Raw genomic sequence first — 16,580 nt, 5'->3', positions numbered from 1 at the left:
CGCCTGTGCGGTTCGGTGCGTCCGGCGTGAGGTACACAGGCCCCGCGGGTGGAAACTCCACCCTCATTCGGCACTCTCGGCCCGCGCCTTGACCGACCTGCGGAAAGCCCCTCGTTCGCTTGGGGCGTAGCGGGAACATGACGCACCGATGCGGTAGTTGGATGAGACTGAACAGCGCATAGCTGGGGAACGTCTCCTGGTGGGAGTGCACCGGGCGGCCTCCTCGGGGCGGGCTAGCATGCGGAAGGACAGTTCCGGACGTTCCGGACTCTGCCCAACCGCTCTGTGAGGAGCGACGAGATGTTCGAGAGGTTCACCGACCGCGCGCGGCGGGTTGTCGTTCTGGCTCAGGAAGAGGCCAGGATGCTCAACCACAACTACATCGGCACCGAGCACATCCTCCTGGGTCTGATCCACGAGGGTGAGGGTGTTGCGGCCAAGGCTCTGGAGAGTCTGGGGATCAGTCTTGAGGCCGTGCGTCAGCAGGTCGAGGAGATCATTGGTCAGGGGCAGCAGGCTCCCTCTGGTCATATCCCGTTCACTCCGCGGGCGAAGAAGGTTTTGGAGCTGTCGCTGCGTGAGGCGTTGCAGCTGGGTCACAACTACATCGGTACCGAGCACATTCTTCTGGGGTTGATCCGGGAGGGTGAGGGTGTCGCGGCGCAGGTGCTGGTGAAGTTGGGTGCGGATCTGAACCGGGTGCGGCAGCAGGTGATCCAGTTGCTGCACGGGTACCAGGGCAAGGAGCCGGCGGCTTCGGGTGGTCCGTCGGAGGCGGCTCCGTCGACGTCGTTGGTGCTGGATCAGTTCGGTCGGAATCTGACGCAGGCGGCGCGTGAGGGCAAGCTCGACCCGGTGATCGGCCGGGACAAGGAGATCGAGCGGGTCATGCAGGTGCTGTCGCGGCGTACCAAGAACAATCCGGTGCTGGTGGGTGAGCCGGGTGTGGGTAAGACCGCGGTGGTGGAGGGGCTGGCGCAGAAGATCGTCAAGGGTGAGGTGCCCGAGACGCTCAAGGACAAGCAGCTCTACACCCTGGATCTGGGTGCTTTGGTGGCGGGTTCGCGGTATCGGGGTGATTTCGAGGAGCGTCTGAAGAAGGTGCTCAAGGAGATCCGGACCCGCGGTGACATCATCTTGTTCATCGATGAGCTGCACACGTTGGTGGGTGCGGGTGCGGCGGAGGGCGCGATCGACGCGGCGTCGATCCTGAAGCCGATGCTGGCGCGTGGTGAGCTGCAGACGATCGGCGCGACGACGCTGGATGAGTACCGCAAGCATCTGGAGAAGGACGCGGCGCTGGAGCGGCGGTTCCAGCCGATTCAGGTGGCCGAGCCGTCGTTGTCGCACACGATCGAGATCTTGAAGGGGTTGCGGGACCGGTACGAGGCGCATCACCGGGTGTCGATCACCGACAGTGCGCTGGTGGCCGCGGCGCAGTTGGCCGACCGCTACATCTCCGATCGGTTCCTGCCGGACAAGGCGATCGATCTGATCGATGAGGCGGGGTCGCGGATGCGGATCCGGCGGATGACGGCGCCGCCGGACCTGCGCGAGTACGACGAGAAGATCGCTGATGTGCGTCGTGACAAGGAGTCGGCGATCGACGCGCAGGACTTCGAGAAGGCGGCGGCGCTGCGTGATTCGGAGAAGCAGCTGCTGGGGCAGAAGGCGCAGCGGGAGAAGGAGTGGAAGGCCGGCGACATGGACGTGGTGGCCGAGGTCACCGACGAGCTGATCGCCGAGGTGCTGGCCACCGCGACGGGGATCCCGGTGTTCAAGCTGACCGAGGAGGAGTCGACCCGGCTGCTGCGGATGGAGGACGAGCTCCACAAGCGGGTGATCGGGCAGGAGGACGCGATCCGGGCGCTGTCGCAGTCGATCCGGCGGACGCGTGCGGGGTTGAAGGACCCCAAGCGGCCGGGTGGGTCGTTCATCTTCGCGGGGCCGTCGGGGGTGGGCAAGACCGAGTTGTCCAAGACGCTGGCGGAGTTCCTGTTCGGTGACGAGGACGCGCTGATCCAGCTGGACATGTCGGAGTTCATGGAGAAGCACACGGTGTCGCGGCTGTTCGGTTCTCCGCCCGGCTATGTCGGGTATGAGGAGGGCGGTCAGCTGACCGAGAAGGTGCGGCGCAAGCCGTTCTCGGTGGTGCTGTTCGACGAGATCGAGAAGGCCCACCAGGACATCTTCAACTCGCTGCTGCAGATCCTGGAGGACGGCCGGCTCACCGACGCCCAGGGCCGGGTGGTGGACTTCAAGAACACCGTCATCATCATGACGACCAACCTTGGGTCCAAGGACATCTCCAAGGGCGTGTCGATGGGGTTCGCGCGGCAGAACGACGAGCAGGGCTCCTACGAGCGGATGAAGGCCAAGGTGTCGGAGGAGCTCAAGCAGCACTTCCGGCCCGAGTTCCTCAACCGTGTCGATGACACGGTGGTGTTCCACCAGCTCACGCCCAAGGAGATCATCCAGATCGTGGATCTGATGATCGCCAAGGTCGACCAGCGGCTCCACGACCGCGACATGGGCATCGAGCTGCGGCAGGAGGCCAAGGACCTGCTCGCGATCCGCGGCTACGACCCGGTGCTGGGCGCCCGGCCGCTGCGCCGCACCATCCAGCGCGAGATCGAGGACAACCTGTCGGAGAAGATCCTCTACAACGAGCTCAAGCCCGGCCAGATCGTCATCGTCGGCACCGAGGGCTTCGACCCCGACAACACCGACTCGGCCGAGAACGCCAAGTTCACCTTCAAGGGCGTGCCGAAGCCGTCGACCGTTCCGGACAGCCCGCCGCCCATCGAGGGCGCGGTCAACTTCAACAAGGACTGACGTCCCGCGCGCAAAGGCCCGCGACCGTGTACTAGGTCGCGGGCCTTTCGCATGTCCGGGCTCCTCGCGGGCAGCTATCCCCTCACATGATCGACTGCTCCCGGGAGCCGCCATGAGCCGCCTGACCCTGTCCGCCCCGGTCCTGGACGCCCCCGACCCGCACGCGCTGGCGGACTTCTACCGGCGCCTCCTCGGTTGGACGGTCGTGCAGGACGAGCCCGACTGGGTGAAGCTGCGCCCTCCCGGCGGCGGCACCGGCCTGTCGTTCCAGAGGGAGCCCCTCTACAAGGCCCCGACCTGGCCCGCCGCCGAGGGCGCCCAACTGCAGATGGTCCACCTGGACTTCGAGGTGGACGATCTGGAAGCCGCCTTGAAGCACGCGGAGGCCGTGGGCGCCGTCCTGGCCGACTTCCAGCCGGAGGATGACGTCCGGGTCTGCCTGGACCCCGTGGGGCGCCCGTTCTGCCTCTTCCTCCCCGAGCCCGAGGTTCCGGTCGAGTAATCCACAGAACGACGTTCGGCTTCCGGTGTGCGGCGCCGTGCTGGACACTGGTTCAAAGACCACGCCAGCCCCCTCCGGGCCCCCTCCGGTCCCGCCCGGAGCGGGTGGGGTCCGGGGCGGGACTCGCACGGCCGCGGTGGGCCGGTCAGGGGGAGGCAGGTGCCGTGAGCCAGGCGGTTATCGCTTCGCGGAGGGCCTCTTTGGTGCGGGGAGGGGCGAAGGAGGCGGTCACCCCGGCTCGGGCCAGGTCGGCCAGTTCGGCGTCGTCATAGGCGAAGGTGGCGCGGACGTGGGCGTACTCGGTCGCGAGAGGGGTGTTGATCAGGGCGGGGATATCCGTGTTGAGGGTGACCAGCAGACCGGCCTCGCGGAGGCGGGGGAGGGGGTGCGCCTCCAGTGACGGGACGAAGCCCAGGGCGACGTTGGAGGACGGGCAGACCTCCAGGGGGATCCCGCGTTCGCGGACCTCGGTCACCAGGTCGGGATCGTCCAGGACCCGGATGCCGTGGCCGAGCCGTTCGGTGCGGCCGGGGCCGAGCGCCTGCCGGATGCTGGCCGGGCCCTCGCCCTCGCCCGCGTGGTGGACGATGTGGAGCCCGGCTTCGTGGGCGGCGTCGAAGACCCCGGTGAACGGGCCGCCGGGGTGGGCCTCGTCGCCGGCCAGGCCGACGCCGACCACGCGGTCGTGGCGGCGGGCCAGGTCGAGGGTCCGCCAGGCGCGCTCGACGGAGCGGCGGCGGGAGTGGTCGAGGATCAGGCGGCACTCGATGCCGAAGGCCTCCTCGCCCGCCTCAAGGCCCTCCAGGACGGCCGTCAGGGGCATGCCGAGGTCGCCGAGGCGCTCTCCGTGGGCGGCGGCCGTGAACGAGACCTCGGCGTACCGGACGCCCTGGGCGGCCTCGTCCTCGCAGAACTCGTAGGCGATGCGGCGGAAGTCGTCGGGCCGCCGCAGGCAGGTGCGGACCAGGTCGTTCTGTGCGAAGAAGGAGGCGAAGTCGCCGAACCCGCCGAAGTCCTCGGGCACCCGCACGCCGTTGGCGGCGCCGATCTCGCGGAGAGTGGCTCGGCGGATGGTGCTCTCAAGGTGGACGTGCAGGTGGGTCTTGGGCAGGGTCAGCAGATCGCGCACTGGCGTACGGTACGGGCCCGGGCCCTGAGTCGACGAACGATTTTTCGTTGACCTGCGAAGGGACAACGGCCCAAGATCGACGAATGCGCGGCGCCGGGGCGGTGCCGGGCCATCCGCGGAGGCGACCGCCCGCAGGGCGGCCGCGCCGCGCTTCCCTGGGCGAGGATTGAGGAGTTTCCCTGGTGCTACGGATTCACCGGATGGAGGACGGGCGGCGCATCGATGGCATCGCACGGCCCGTCTTCATCCACAACGGCTCCTACCACCTCACGAACCTCCTGGTGTTCGCCGACGGCGCCATCAACTGCTGGGAATGGGTCGATCTGGAAGGCCTCCGGGAGAAGCTCGAATGCGGATGGGTGGTGATGGAGGTACCCGACGGCGGTGAGATCAGCGCGTTCGAGCTCGGCTGGTGGAGGGCCTCCAAGCCGGTGTTCAGCCTCACCGCCGAGATGCTGCTGGGAGAGGTGGCCGACGACATCGAGCGGCTGAACGACCGGCCGGATTCCACCGACCGCTGCCTGGCCTTGCTGGACCGGTACCTGGAGTCGCGGGACGAGGCCGACCGCTTGGCGATGCGCGAGGCCTACCTGGAGATTCCCGCCCACAAGCGCCATTACTCGCTCGGTGACATGGACAACAAGGACCGCCCGCTGGTCTTCTTGTGCACCGATGTCGGTGAGCTCCCGATCGGCGGCTGGTTCGATGACGACGTCGTCACCGAGGCCATGCGGGAATGGGCTCTGGACTATTTCGCGGAGCAGGGTCGCGCTCGCGCCGAATACGAATCGAAGAGGTGGGGGGACGACCCTCAGGAGCCCCCCGGCGGAACGATTCACCTCGGCGGGCGCGTGTTTCCGCGAGGGTGGCCGGAGAATCCGGGGGTCGACGCCCTGCAGAACGACTGCCCGGCCCCGATCGAGGTCGGCGGCGTCCTCTACCCGTCGGTCACGCACGCCTACTGGGCCCTGTCCGTCGAGGATCCCGAGGTCCGGGAGCGGATTCGCGCGGCCGACCGTCCCTTCGACGCCCGGAAGATCGCGGAAGAGGCGTCCCGCGTCCAGGGGTGGCCGCACGTCAGGACGGCGGTGATGGCCGGGCTCCTGCGCGCGAAGTACGCGCAGAATCCCGAGTTGGCGGAGATCCTTCTCGGCACGGGGGACGCCCCCATCGGGTATGGCGGATTGGAATCCGACCACTGGATCACGCGTGGAGACAAAGGCCGCAACTGGGTGGGACGGCTGCTGGAACTCGTCCGCTCGGAAATACGCGCACAGAGGTCAGGCCTCCCATTTTCCTAAAGCTAGGAAAGCCCGGACGGCGGGGCTGCCGCCGAGTTCGAGTGGAAGTATGGCGCGCCCAACACGGCGGTGGCGGCGACGGCCGGGCAGGCGAAAGTGTGCCCGGCGGCGCAGGCCTCGGGAGTTCAGCCCGGAAGGGCGTAGCGGCCGTCCTCCAGAGGGTCGACCAGCCCGTCTGCGATGAGGGTGTCAAGGGCGCGTTCGCGTTGGGTCGCGTCCGACCAGACGACGTCCAGGGCTGGTTTCTCGACCGGTTCCACGGCGTCCCGTAGGACGGCCAGGAGGCGGCCCCGGCATTGCCGGTCGGTACCGGCGTACGTCTGGCCCCTTCGCGGCGGTCCGTCGTAGGCGGGACGGCCGGTCAGATGCCACGCGCACCTGTCGATGACGGGGCAGTCGACGCAGCGCGGCGAGCGGGCCGTGCAGACCAGGGCGCCCAGTTCCATGACGGCGACGGCCCAGCGGGCGGCGGTCGGCGGGTCGAGCGGGAGGAGGCTCTCCGCGAGCTTGACCTCGGCCTTGGTCTGCGTCTTCGGCGGGTACTCGACGCCGGAGAGCAGCCGGGCCAGGACGCGGCGGACGTTGGTGTCGAGGACGGCGTGCCGCTGCCGGAACGCGAAGCTGGCGACGGCGGCGGCGGTGTAGGCGCCGATGCCGGGGAGCGCCAGCAGGTCGGCGTGCGAGGAGGGGACGTCGCCGCCGTGCCTCTCGGTGATCGTGCGGGCGGCCTCGTGGAGGCGCAGCGCGCGGCGCGGGTAGCCGAGCCGGCCCCACGCGCGGACGGCCTCGCCGGACGGTTCGGCGGCGAGCGCGGCGGGCGTCGGCCACCGGGTCGTCCAGGCGTCCCAGACGGGCAGGACGCGGGAGACCGGTGTCTGCTGGAGCATGATCTCGCTGACGAGGACGCCCCAGGGGGTCGCGTCCGGCGCTCGCCACGGAAGGTCCCGTGCGTTCGCGTCGTACCAGTCGAGGATCGGTGCGGTGAAGGCGGATTCGGTGTTCATGGCGCGCCGCCATTGTGGCACGCGGCGGGTCGCCCGCTCTTAGCGGTTCGGTGAATGCATACTGCCCGCATGGGGGCGAACACTGAGCGCGACCAGGACGGTTCTGGGCTCGATCGATACTGGCGGCGCCGCGTGTGGACCCTGGCAGGCGTCCTCGGGGCCGTCGGCCTGCTGGCCTGGACGTGCCAGGGAGGCACCGGGGGCGCCGGGGAGGACGAGCCGGGCCGCGACGTGGGCGCGGCCGAGCGGACGAGCGCCCCGCCGCCGAGCGCGATGCCGACGGTCACCGTCACCACGACGACCACGCCCGCGCCGGAGCAGGCCGACGGCGGCCCCTGCGACCGCGATGACCTGGTCGTCAACATGTCCGCCGCGAGGAACGTCTACGCGGGGGCCGAGCGGCCGGAGTTCCGGGTCACGGTCGTCAGCACGGGTGAGGGCTCCTGCGCGTTCGACACCGGGTCGCTGGAGGTCCGCATCACCTCCGGCGCGGACCGCGTCTGGTCGTCGGCCAAGTGCCGCAAGGGCGCCGCGCCCAAGGCGACGCTCCGCCGCGGCATCCCCTACGTCGACGACGTCGTCTGGGACCGCCGACGCGACTGCAAGGGCACCGTCCGCGCCCGCCCCGGCACCTACGTCGCCACCCTGAAAGGCGCGAGGGCCAAGAAGGAGATCTTCGCCCTCCGCTGACCACGCGCTGCATCCGGAGCCCGGTTCGAGGAGGCCGCGGGCCGGCCCTGCGCATGCCGGCGGTAGCCCTGCCGCCTGGTCGGGGCGTGCGGGTGGGGTGGGATCCGGTTGCTGGGGTCGGGGTCAGACGTAGCGTTCGAGGATGGACGATTCGGCGAGGCGGGAGAGGCCCTCGCGGACGCTGCGGGCGCGGGACTCGCCTACGCCGCCGACGGCCTGGAGGTCGTCGATGCTGGCGGCGAGGAGTTTCTGCAGGCCGCCGAAGTGCTCGACGAGGCGTTCGACGACCATGCTCGGCAGGCGCGGGACCTTGGCGAGCAGCCGGAAGCCCTTGGGGCTGACGGGCAGGTCGAGGGCGTCGGGGCCGGCGAAGCCCATCACCTCGGCGACCGTGGACAGGTCGAGCAGCTCGTTGGCCGACAGGGTGTCCAGGGACGACAGGATGGCGTCCACACCGCGGGTGCGGGTGTCGTCGGACGGGTAGTCGCGGACGATCAGCTGCCGGTCGACGTCGACGCCGGAGACCAGCTCGTCGAGCTGGAGGGACAGCAGGCGGCCGTCGGTGCCGAGCTCGACGACGTAGCCCTCGATCTCGTCGGCGATGCGGCGCACCATCTCCAGGCGCTGGACGACGGCGCTGACGTCGCGGACGGTGACGAGGTCCTCGATCTCCAGGGCCGACAGGGTGCCGGACACCTCGTCGAGGCGCAGCTTGTAGCGTTCGAGCGTCGCCAGGGCCTGGTTGGCCTTGGAGAGGATGGCCGCCGAGTCCTCCAGGACGTAGCGGATGCCGTCGAGGTAGAGCGCGATGATGTGCATCGACTGGCTCACCGAGATGACCGGCAGGCCGGTCTGGCGGGCGACGCGCTCCGCGGTGCGGTGGCGGGTCCCCGACTCCTCGGTGGGGAGGGTGGAGTCCGGTACGAGGTGGACGGCGGCGCGGACGATGCGGGTGTGGCTGTCGTCGAGGACGATCGCGCCGTCCATCTTGGCGAGCTCGCGCAGCCGCGTGGCGGAGAACTCGACGTCGAGCTCGAAGCCGCCCGTGCACAGCTCCGCGACGGGCCCGTCGTAGCCGAGCACGATCAGGCCGCCGGTGTGGCCCCGCAGGATGCGCTCCAGTCCGTCCCGGATCTGGGTGCCGGGAGCCACCGCGGCCAGTGTGGCGCGGCGTCGTTCGTCATGACCCTTGTCGTGTGATGGCACCTGGCCCCCGGAGGTCGCTGGACGGCGCCAGTTTACCGAGGCGGGCCGCGCGCTGGTTCCTCCCCAGGTCGCAAGCGTGCGTTGTGTGAAGTAATACTCTGGCGGGACGCCTGTCAGGGCGCGGTAAACGCGACCTGCAGCGCCTGCTGGAGGCTGTCGACCTCCATGACCTTCATGCCCTCGTAGCTGCTGAGCTGCGGGTCGGCGCGTTTGAGGGGCCCGTCGGCCAGTTCGAGGGAGCCGCGGGGGATGACGGCGTACTTGAACCCGAGCCGGGCCGCCTCGGCCAGCCGCCGCTGGACGCCGGGCACGATGCGGACCTCTCCGGCGAGGCCCACCTCGCCGAGCGCGATGAGGCTGGTGGAGAGGGCCTGCTCGACGGTGGAGCCCGCGACGGCGAGGCCGAGGGCCAGGTCGACGGAGGTCTCGGCGAGCCGGACGCCGCCGACGGTCGAGACGTACACGTCCTGCTCGTGCATGGAGATCTTGCAGCGCTGCGCGAGGACGGCGAGGACCATCGCGACGCGGGAGGTGTCGAGCCCGGAGGTGGCGCGCCGCGGCGCGGGCAGGTGCGACTTGGCGACGAGGGACTGCACCTCGGCGACGAGGGGGCGGCGCCCTTCGAGGGTGACGGTGACGCAGGTTCCGGGGACGGCCTCCTCGCGGCGGGTGAGGAACAGGCCGCTCGGGTCGGGCAGCCCGACGATGCCGACCTCGGACAGGTCGAAGCAGCCGAGCTCGTCGGTGGGGCCGTACCGGTTCTTCATCGCGCGGATCATGCGGAGCCGGGAGTGCCGGTCGCCCTCGAAGTACAGGACGACGTCGACCAGGTGCTCCAGCAGGCGCGGCCCGGCGATCGAGCCCTCCTTGGTGACGTGGCCGACCAGCACGACGGTCATGCCGCGCTCCTTGGCGACCCTGATCAGGTTGGCGGCGACCTCCCGGACCTGGGTGACGCCGCCGGGCGCGCCGTCGGCCTCGGAGGTGCCGATCGTCTGGATGGAGTCGACGACGAGCAGCCCGGGATCGACCGACTCGATGTGGCCGAGGATGGCGGACAGCTCCGTCTCGGCCGCCAGGTACAGCCGGTCGGTGATCGCGCCGACGCGGTCGGCGCGCAGCCGGACCTGCTCGGCCGACTCCTCGCCCGTGACGTACAGGACGTTGCCGCCTTCGGAGCCCGCCGCGTCGCCGGACGGTGCCGAGGCCAGGGCGGCGACCTCCAGCAGCAGCGTCGACTTGCCGATGCCCGGCTCGCCCGCCAGCAGCAGGACGGCTCCGGGCACGATGCCGCCGCCGAGGACGCGGTCGAGCTCGTCGAGGCCGGTGGGGCGCGTCTTCGCGGACCGCACGTCGACCTGCCCGATCGGGCGGGCCGGGGAGCTGACCGGCCCGGCCGACACGACCCGGGCAGGGGTCGCCGACGCGGCCTCGGTGACCGTTCCCCATGTCTGGCACTCGCCGCAGCGTCCGACCCACTTGGAGGTCTGCCACCCGCACTCCGAGCACCGGTAGGCGGCCTTGGCCGTCTTCGCCTTCGCCATGCGCGGAAGCGTAGGGCCGGGCACCGACAGTATTCATCCCGCGCGGGACGCGGCGGGGGGTCAGCTCTCCTTGCGGGCCCGTTCGATCAGGTCGCCGAGGTGGTCGGACACGATGCTCGGGCGTTCGAGCATGGCCATGTGCCCGGCGCCGGGGACGACCTCCAGCCGTCCGGACGGCACGCAGGAGGCGATCTTCAGGCTGTGCTCGACCGGGGTGAGCATGTCGTTCTCCGCGCCGATGACCAGGGTGTCGGCGCCGCCGAGGGACGCGCACTCGCTGATCACATCGGTGGTGATCATGGAGCGGAAGAAGTCGACGAAGGCGTCCATGCGGGTGTCGGTCATCATCTGCTCGGCGAAGGCGACCGCGGCGGGGCTGGCGTCCGGGCCGAAGGCGACCAGGTCCTCGACGAGGGCGGCGGTGTCGCGGCCGAGGTGGCGGACGCGCTCGACGACGCCCGAGCCGGCGCCGAGCGCGCCGAGGGCGGCGGGCATGAGGCGGTGGGTGGTGCGCGCGATGAGCGCGGGCATGCCGAGCGTGATCTCGCCGAGGCCGCCGGACGACGTGCACAGCAGCCCGGTCGCGAGGATCTTGCCTCCGACCAGCTCGGGGTTCTCGTCGGCGTACCGCATGACGGTCATGCCGCCCATGGAGTGGCCGACCAGGACGACGGGGGTCCCGGCGGGGACGGTCGCCTCGATGACGGCGCCGAGGTCGCGGGCCAGGCGGGGGACGGCGTAGCCGTCGCGGGCGCCGCCGTCGGAGCGGCCGTGGCCGCGGTGGTCCCAGAAGACGAGGCGGCCGAGGCCGCGCAGGGCCTTGCGCTGGAAGTGCCAGGAGTCCTGGGTGAGCGTCCAGCCGTGGCAGAACACGACGGCGAGGTCGGTGCGGTCCTCGCCGTCGATCTCGGCGTACAGGCGGGTGCCGTCGTCGGCGCGGACGGGCAGGGGACGGCCGCGCAGCGACCCGAACGGCTCGCCCGCGAACGGGTCGGGGCGCAGCTGCAGGCGGCGCATGGCGCGGCGCTGGGCGACCAGCCCGGCGCCGGCGCCGGCCGCGCCGAGGGCGGTGGCGGCGAGGAGACCGCCGAGCGCTCTCCCGGCGGTGACTCGGCTCGTGGCGGCGGCGCGACCCATGGTGCGTTCCTCCCGAATTCCCAACCGACTGGTAACTCAGGGGCAACGCCACCACAAATTCACGGCATAGTCCACCTCCAGGCCGGGGAGTTCGCGCAGGCAGGCGTCCGCGAGATCGGCGGGGAACTCGATCCGCAGGACGGCGGCCAGGTCCTCGCGGTTCTGGAACGCCCACCGGATCGTCAGCGGCTCCCGGTGGAAGCCGCGCCGCGTCCAGAACCGCTCGACGGCGCCGGGGTCGTATTTCGGCAGGCTGCGCTGGAACCAGCGGCCGAACGTGGAGCGGGTGGCGTCGTTGTCGATGATGAGGATCGCGCCGCCCCGCCGGACGACCCGGTCCAGTTCGGCGAGGCCCGGCTCGCATCCCGGGCCGAAGAAGTACGCCCACCGCGCGTGGGCGACGTCGACGGAGGCGTCCGGGAGCGGCAGTGCCTGCGCGGTGCCCGTGCGCACGGTGACGTTGGGGAGGTCCCGCGTCCGGCGCGCGGCGGCCGAGGCGAGGCCGGCGTGCGGCTCCACGCCGATCACCCGGCGCGCGTCCGCGGCGAAGAACGGCAGGTGGAAGCCGGTGCCGCAGCCGACGTCGAGGACGTCGGCGCCGTCCCAGGGACGGATCGCGCGCATGGCGGCGGCCAGCACGCCGTCGGGGTCGACGGCGCGGTTCTCCAGCTCGTAGACCTGGGGGGAGTTCCAGATGTTGGGGCTGGGCACGGCGCCCCGCGCGATCTCGGCCACGGGGACAGAGGGTATCGGCGGAGCAAGCGAGATCACTCCCGGCGAGTGTTTCATCACGGCCGCGGCGGCATAGGCTCTCTTCTACGACACACCGAGCGATCATTCATGGCGAGGAAGCCTTGGCCCCGCAGCACAACGGCGCCCCTACACCGGCGCTCCGCGTACCGGACGCCCCGATCACGCTCTCCACTGCGTCGGTGTACCCGGAGAAGGTCCCGAGCGCCTTCGAGATCGCCTCGCTGCTGGGCTACGACGGCATCGAGGTCATGGTCTCGACGGACGCCTCGTCCCAGGACCTCAACGTCCTGCGCCGCCTGTCGGACTACCACCAGGTCCCCATCAAGTCGATCCACGCGCCGTGCCTCCTGCTCACGCAGCGGGTCTGGGGGCGCGACCCTTGGGGCAAGCTGGTGCGCTCCAAGGACGTCGCCGAGGAACTGGGCGCGGAGGTCGTCGTCGTGCACCCGCCGTTCCGCTGGCAGCGCGACTACGCGAAGGAGTTCGTCGAGGGCCTCGCCCGCATGCAGGACGAGACGGACGTGCTGTTCGCGGTCGAGAACATGTTCCCGCTCAAGGCGCGCGGCGCCGAGGCGGGCATGTACCTGCCCGACTGGAACCCGGTCGACCAGGACTACCCGCACGTGACCCTCGACCTGTCGCACACCGCCGTCTCGGGGTCGGACGCCATCGACATGGCGGGGAGCCTGGGCGACCGCCTGCGCCACATCCACCTGGCCGACGGGGTCGGGATCACGAACAAGGACGAGCACCTCGTCCCCGGCCGGGGCAACCAGCCGTGCGGGGCGATGCTGGAGAGCCTCGCCGAGGGCGGCTTCAAGGGGCACATCGTCCTGGAGGTCAACACGCGTCGCGCGTCCAGCCGGATCGAGCGGATGGAGGACCTCGCCGAGGCCCTCGCGTTCGCGCGCCTGCACCTGGCCGCCGCCGCCCACACGTGGGAGGTCACCTCGGCCGGGGAGATCACCCGCCGGGGCGTGCGCCGGTGAGCGACCCCCGACGGGGCGGGACCAGGGGGCGGGGGCCGGGCCGCAGGCCCGGCCCGACCGAGACGCGCGAGAAGATCCTGACCGCGGCGCGGGACCTGTTCGCCGAGAAGGGCTACGACGGCGCGTCGCTGCGCGCCATCGCCCGCGCCGCGGAGGTCGACCCCGCGCTGGTGCACCACTTCTTCGGCAACAAGGAGGGCGTGTTCGTCGAGGCGATGCGCTTCCCGGTGGATCCGTCGGTCCTGCTGCCGCGCATCATGTCGTTCCCTCCCGACCGCCTCGGCGAGGGTCTGATCCGCACCTTCCTGCACGTCTGGGAGGACGACGAGCGCCGCGCCCCGCTGCTCGCGATGATCCGCTCGGCGATGACGAACGAGCGGGCGGCCGCGCTGCTGCGCGAGTTCGTCACGTCCGCGCTGCTCGGGCGGGCCTCGCAGGCCACCGAGGCGTCGCCGCTCGGCATCCAGGCGGCCGCGGGCCAGATGATCGGCCTGATGGTCCTGCGCCACGTGCTGCGCGTCGAGCCGCTGGCCTCCGCCTCCGAGGACGAGCTGGTCGAGCTGGTGGCCCCGACCCTCCAGCGCTACCTCACCTCCTGAGCCCTCCCCCTCGTCTCCGGGCGGGGGGCTCCCTTCCCGACGGGACTTTCGGCCCCTTGACCGGGATCACGCGCCGCCCTAAATTCAACACATGATGAGTTCCAGTCCCGCGGGCGCCTCCGGGCCCGCGGTGGAGGTGCGCGACCTGCGGGTCGACCGCGGCGGCCGGGAGGTGCTGCACGGGCTCGCCTTCGACGTCCCGCGCGGCTCGATCGTGGGCCTGCTCGGCCCGAGCGGCTGCGGGAAGACGACCCTGATGCGGGCGCTCGTCGGCGTCCAAACCGTGCGGAGCGGCACCGTGACCGTGCTCGGCGAGCCGGCCGGGTCGCCCGGCCTGCGGCGCCGCGTCGGGTACGCGACGCAGAAGCCGGCCGTCTACGCCGACCTGACCGTCGCCGAGAACCTGCGCTACTTCGCGTCCGTGCTGCGCGCCCCGCGCTCGGACGTCGCCCGCGTCATCGACGAGGTCGGCCTCGGCCGCAGCCGCGACCAGACGGCGGCGACGCTGTCGGGCGGGCAGCTCAGCCGCGTCAACCTCGCCGTGGCGCTGCTCGGCGCCCCCGAGCTGCTCGTCCTGGACGAGCCGACCGTGGGGCTCGACCCGGTGCTGCGGCAGGAGCTGTGGGAGCTGTTCCGCGAGCTGGCCGAACAGGGCGCCACGCTGGTCGTGTCCAGCCACGTCATGGACGAGGCGGGACGCACCGACCGGCTGCTGCTCATGCGCGAGGGCGACGTCCTCGCCGACGGCACGCCGGACGGCCTGCGCTCGCGCACCGGCGCCGCCGACCTGGAAGAGGCGTTCCTCCACCTGATCCACGAGAGGGCCGGGAGCCCGTCATGAGCGCCGCGACCACTCTCGCCACGATGCGGCGCATCCTGGCGCAGCTCAAGCACGACCACCGCACGCTCGCCCTGCTGATCGGCGTGCCGACGCTGCTGATGATCCTGCTGCGGTACGTGTTCGACCAGCCGATGGTGTTCGACCGGATCGGGCCCATGCTGCTCGGCCTGTTCCCCTTCACCGTCATGTTCGTCGTGGCCAGCGTCGCCACCCTCCGCGAACGCACCGGCGGCACCCTCGAACGGCTGATGACCATGCCGCTCGGCAAGCTCGACCTGCTGCTCGGCTACGCGCTGGCCTTCGGCCTGCTCGCGCTCGTCCAGGTCGCGGTCGTGCTGGCCGTCTCGCTGACGTGGCTCGGCCTCGACCTGAGCGGCTCGCTGGCGTCCCTGGTCCTGGTGTCCCTGCTGGACGCGCTGCTCGGCATGGCCCTCGGGCTGTTCGCCAGCGCCTTCGCCCGGACCGAGTTCCAGGCCGTCCAGTTCATGCCCGCGTTCGTCCTGCCGCAGCTGCTGCTCTGCGGCCTGATCGTCCCGCGCGGGGAGATGGCGTCCTGGCTGCGGGCGATCGCGGACGTGCTGCCGCTGTCCTACGCGGTCGAGGGCATGCAGGAGATCAGCGCCAGTCCCGACTTCACCGGCACCCTGGCCCTGGACGTCTCCGTGATCGCCGCCTTCGTGGTGGTCGCGCTGCTGCTGGGCGCGGTGACGCTCCGCCGCCGGAGCGGGTGAGCGACCCGCGAACGGGGGACCGGGTTCACACGGACGCCCCGTTGCGCCGCAACCGGACAGGTGGGCCGAAGTCGGCCATCCCTGCCGGGTGCGGCTGGTAGCTTCGCGCCATGACCTCCCCAGATCTTCACGGCTCTCCGGTGCCGCAGAGGCCCGACGAGGGGGCGCCCGCGCCCGCGGGGCCCGAGGCTCCGGGGGCGTCGCGGACCCCGGAGCCGGACGCCGAGGCGGCGTTCTGGGGCGGCTCGGACGGCGGCGGCGAGACGCGGCGCAGGCGGCGGTGGCCCCGCGTCCTGATCGCGGTCGGGGTGTTCGTCGCGCTGGTCGTGGCCGGTCTCGGCGGGCTGGCGTGGCAGCGGCAGTCGTCCTACAACGGCAACATCGACCGGATCAAGGGCGTGATGCCCGACGACTCCCCGAACCGGCCGGGCGCGAACGTCGAGGGGACGGAGAACTGGCTGCTCGTCGGCTCGGACTCGCGGGCCGACGCCGCGACCACCGGGGAGGGCAACCAGGTCTGGAAGCCGGGGCAGCAGCGCACCGACACGATCATGCTGCTGCACCTGCCGGCGGACCGGAAGAAGGCCTACATCGTCTCCTTCCCGCGCGACTCGTGGGTGGAGATCCCCGGCTACGGGCAGCAGAAGATCAACGCGGCGTTCTCGTTCGGCGGGCCCAAGCTGCTGATCGAGACGATGGAGAGCGTGACCGGCGTCCGCATCGACCACTACGGCGCGATCGACTTCGAGGGCTTCAAGTCGATGACGGACGCGCTCGGCGGCGTCACCGTCAACATCAAGCAGGGCGTGTACGACCCGGCGCGCAAGAAGCGCTGGGAGGCGGGACGGCAGAAGCTGAACGGCGAGGAGGCGCTGCTGTTCGTCCGGCAGCGCTACAACCTGCCGAACGGCGACTTCGACCGGATCAAGCGGCAGCAGGCGTTCCTCGGCGCGCTCGCCAAGCAGGCCGCCGACCGGGGGACGCTCACCAACCCGCTGAAGCTCGACCGGTTCCTGTCGGCGCTCACCAAGTCGATCAGCGTGGACGAGGGGGTGTCGGCGGGCGACCTGCGGTCGCTGGCGCTCAGCATGCGCGGCGTCCGCGCGTCCGACGTGATGTTCATGACGCTGCCGCACAAGGGCACCGGCATGCGCAAGAGGCAGAGCGTCGTGTTCCTGGACGGGGCGAAGGCGAAGGCCCTCTTCGAGGCGGTCAGGACCGCGCGGATGAAGGAGTACGTCCAGCGGTACGGCGCCGGGAACAGCCTCGGCACCGTGTCGTGAGCGTCCGCCCCCGGCGGCATAACCTGGGACGGTAGG

Annotated in this window: 15 protein-coding genes; 9 read left to right on the top strand and 6 right to left on the bottom strand. The window is 71.1% G+C overall.

All coding sequences use genetic code 11. The features are described 5' to 3' along the window. The first annotated feature begins 300 nt into the window (after positions 1–300). A complete protein-coding gene (locus tag BKA00_RS24995) occupies positions 301–2,835 on the top strand; it encodes an ATP-dependent Clp protease ATP-binding subunit (protein WP_185028778.1) in 2,535 nt (844 codons plus the stop codon). A 112-nt stretch (positions 2,836–2,947) separates the two neighbouring features. After that, positions 2,948–3,337: a VOC family protein gene (locus tag BKA00_RS24990; protein WP_185028776.1), complete on the top strand. Its 390-nt coding sequence runs from the start codon at positions 2,948–2,950 to the stop codon at positions 3,335–3,337. A gap of 145 nt (positions 3,338–3,482) precedes the next feature. Here the strand turns inward: BKA00_RS24990 and add are convergent, their stop codons facing one another. After that, positions 3,483–4,466 (bottom strand): adenosine deaminase, encoded by a 984-nt coding sequence (gene add, locus BKA00_RS24985; RefSeq protein WP_185028774.1) that lies wholly within the window; start codon positions 4,464–4,466, stop codon positions 3,483–3,485. Between the two features lie 182 nt (positions 4,467–4,648). On the opposite strand from add, the gene BKA00_RS40575 reads away from it, so the two are divergent. Then, complete coding sequence (locus BKA00_RS40575) at positions 4,649–5,767, top strand: NADAR family protein (RefSeq protein ID WP_221493282.1); 1,119 nt, start codon at positions 4,649–4,651, stop codon at positions 5,765–5,767. Between the two features lie 125 nt (positions 5,768–5,892). Here BKA00_RS40575 and BKA00_RS24975 read toward each other — a convergent pair whose 3' ends face one another. Further along, positions 5,893–6,771 carry an HhH-GPD family protein gene (locus tag BKA00_RS24975; protein ID WP_185028773.1) on the bottom strand — a complete coding sequence of 293 codons (879 nt, stop codon included), beginning with the start codon at positions 6,769–6,771 and terminating at the stop codon, positions 5,893–5,895. 69 nt (positions 6,772–6,840) lie between these two features. On the opposite strand from BKA00_RS24975, the gene BKA00_RS24970 reads away from it, so the two are divergent. Then, entirely contained in the window at positions 6,841–7,461 is a 621-nt protein-coding gene (locus tag BKA00_RS24970; protein ID WP_185028771.1) for a hypothetical protein, read from the top strand. Between the two features lie 123 nt (positions 7,462–7,584). Here the strand turns inward: BKA00_RS24970 and disA are convergent, their stop codons facing one another. From disA to BKA00_RS24950, 4 genes are all read right to left on the bottom strand, one after another. Then, complete coding sequence (disA, locus tag BKA00_RS24965) at positions 7,585–8,667, bottom strand: DNA integrity scanning diadenylate cyclase DisA (protein WP_185028769.1); 1,083 nt, start codon at positions 8,665–8,667, stop codon at positions 7,585–7,587. 113 nt (positions 8,668–8,780) lie between these two features. After that, positions 8,781–10,211 carry a DNA repair protein RadA gene (gene radA / locus BKA00_RS24960; RefSeq protein ID WP_185028767.1) on the bottom strand — a complete coding sequence of 477 codons (1,431 nt, stop codon included), beginning with the start codon at positions 10,209–10,211 and terminating at the stop codon, positions 8,781–8,783. A 60-nt stretch (positions 10,212–10,271) separates the two neighbouring features. Then, entirely contained in the window at positions 10,272–11,348 is a 1,077-nt protein-coding gene (locus BKA00_RS24955; protein WP_185028766.1) for an alpha/beta fold hydrolase, read from the bottom strand. 36 nt (positions 11,349–11,384) lie between these two features. Beyond that, positions 11,385–12,083: a methyltransferase domain-containing protein gene (locus BKA00_RS24950; protein ID WP_230299111.1), complete on the bottom strand. Its 699-nt coding sequence runs from the start codon at positions 12,081–12,083 to the stop codon at positions 11,385–11,387. Positions 12,084–12,202: 119 nt separating this feature from the next. On the opposite strand from BKA00_RS24950, the gene BKA00_RS24945 reads away from it, so the two are divergent. The 5 genes from BKA00_RS24945 to BKA00_RS24925 all read left to right on the top strand — a co-directional run bounded on the left by BKA00_RS24945 (position 12,203) and on the right by BKA00_RS24925 (position 16,544). Further along, positions 12,203–13,090, top strand: a complete 888-nt coding sequence (locus tag BKA00_RS24945) for a sugar phosphate isomerase/epimerase family protein (protein WP_185028764.1) — start codon at positions 12,203–12,205, stop codon at positions 13,088–13,090. Then, a complete protein-coding gene (locus BKA00_RS24940) occupies positions 13,087–13,689 on the top strand; it encodes a TetR/AcrR family transcriptional regulator (RefSeq protein ID WP_185028762.1) in 603 nt (200 codons plus the stop codon). Before BKA00_RS24945 ends, BKA00_RS24940 begins: the two co-directional genes overlap by 4 nt. Before the next feature lie 91 nt (positions 13,690–13,780). Beyond that, entirely contained in the window at positions 13,781–14,530 is a 750-nt protein-coding gene (locus BKA00_RS24935) for an ABC transporter ATP-binding protein (RefSeq protein ID WP_230299112.1), read from the top strand. Then, positions 14,527–15,261: an ABC transporter permease gene (locus BKA00_RS24930; RefSeq protein ID WP_185028759.1), complete on the top strand. Its 735-nt coding sequence runs from the start codon at positions 14,527–14,529 to the stop codon at positions 15,259–15,261. Before BKA00_RS24935 ends, BKA00_RS24930 begins: the two co-directional genes overlap by 4 nt. 110 nt (positions 15,262–15,371) lie before the next feature. Further along, positions 15,372–16,544, top strand: a complete 1,173-nt coding sequence (locus tag BKA00_RS24925) for an LCP family protein (protein ID WP_185028757.1) — start codon at positions 15,372–15,374, stop codon at positions 16,542–16,544. Positions 16,545–16,580 lie beyond the last annotated feature (36 nt).

The organism is Actinomadura coerulea, from assembly GCF_014208105.1.
In the GTDB taxonomy this organism is placed as follows: domain Bacteria; phylum Actinomycetota; class Actinomycetes; order Streptosporangiales; family Streptosporangiaceae; genus Spirillospora; species Spirillospora coerulea.
Note: the sequence above shows the minus strand (reverse complement) of the source record. Positions and strands in the feature narration are given on the sequence as shown.

Coding starts and splice junctions, on each gene's coding strand:
- BKA00_RS24995 (WP_185028778.1), top strand. CDS start 301: ATGTTCGAGAGGTTCACCGACCGCGCGCGGCGGGTTGTCGTTCTGGCT.
- BKA00_RS24990 (WP_185028776.1), top strand. CDS start 2,948: ATGAGCCGCCTGACCCTGTCCGCCCCGGTCCTGGACGCCCCCGACCCG.
- BKA00_RS24975 (WP_185028773.1), bottom strand. CDS start 6,771: ATGAACACCGAATCCGCCTTCACCGCACCGATCCTCGACTGGTACGAC.
- BKA00_RS24970 (WP_185028771.1), top strand. CDS start 6,841: ATGGGGGCGAACACTGAGCGCGACCAGGACGGTTCTGGGCTCGATCGA.
- radA (WP_185028767.1), bottom strand. CDS start 10,211: ATGGCGAAGGCGAAGACGGCCAAGGCCGCCTACCGGTGCTCGGAGTGC.
- BKA00_RS24955 (WP_185028766.1), bottom strand. CDS start 11,348: ATGGGTCGCGCCGCCGCCACGAGCCGAGTCACCGCCGGGAGAGCGCTC.
- BKA00_RS24935 (WP_230299112.1), top strand. CDS start 13,781: ATGATGAGTTCCAGTCCCGCGGGCGCCTCCGGGCCCGCGGTGGAGGTG.
- BKA00_RS24930 (WP_185028759.1), top strand. CDS start 14,527: ATGAGCGCCGCGACCACTCTCGCCACGATGCGGCGCATCCTGGCGCAG.
- BKA00_RS24925 (WP_185028757.1), top strand. CDS start 15,372: ATGACCTCCCCAGATCTTCACGGCTCTCCGGTGCCGCAGAGGCCCGAC.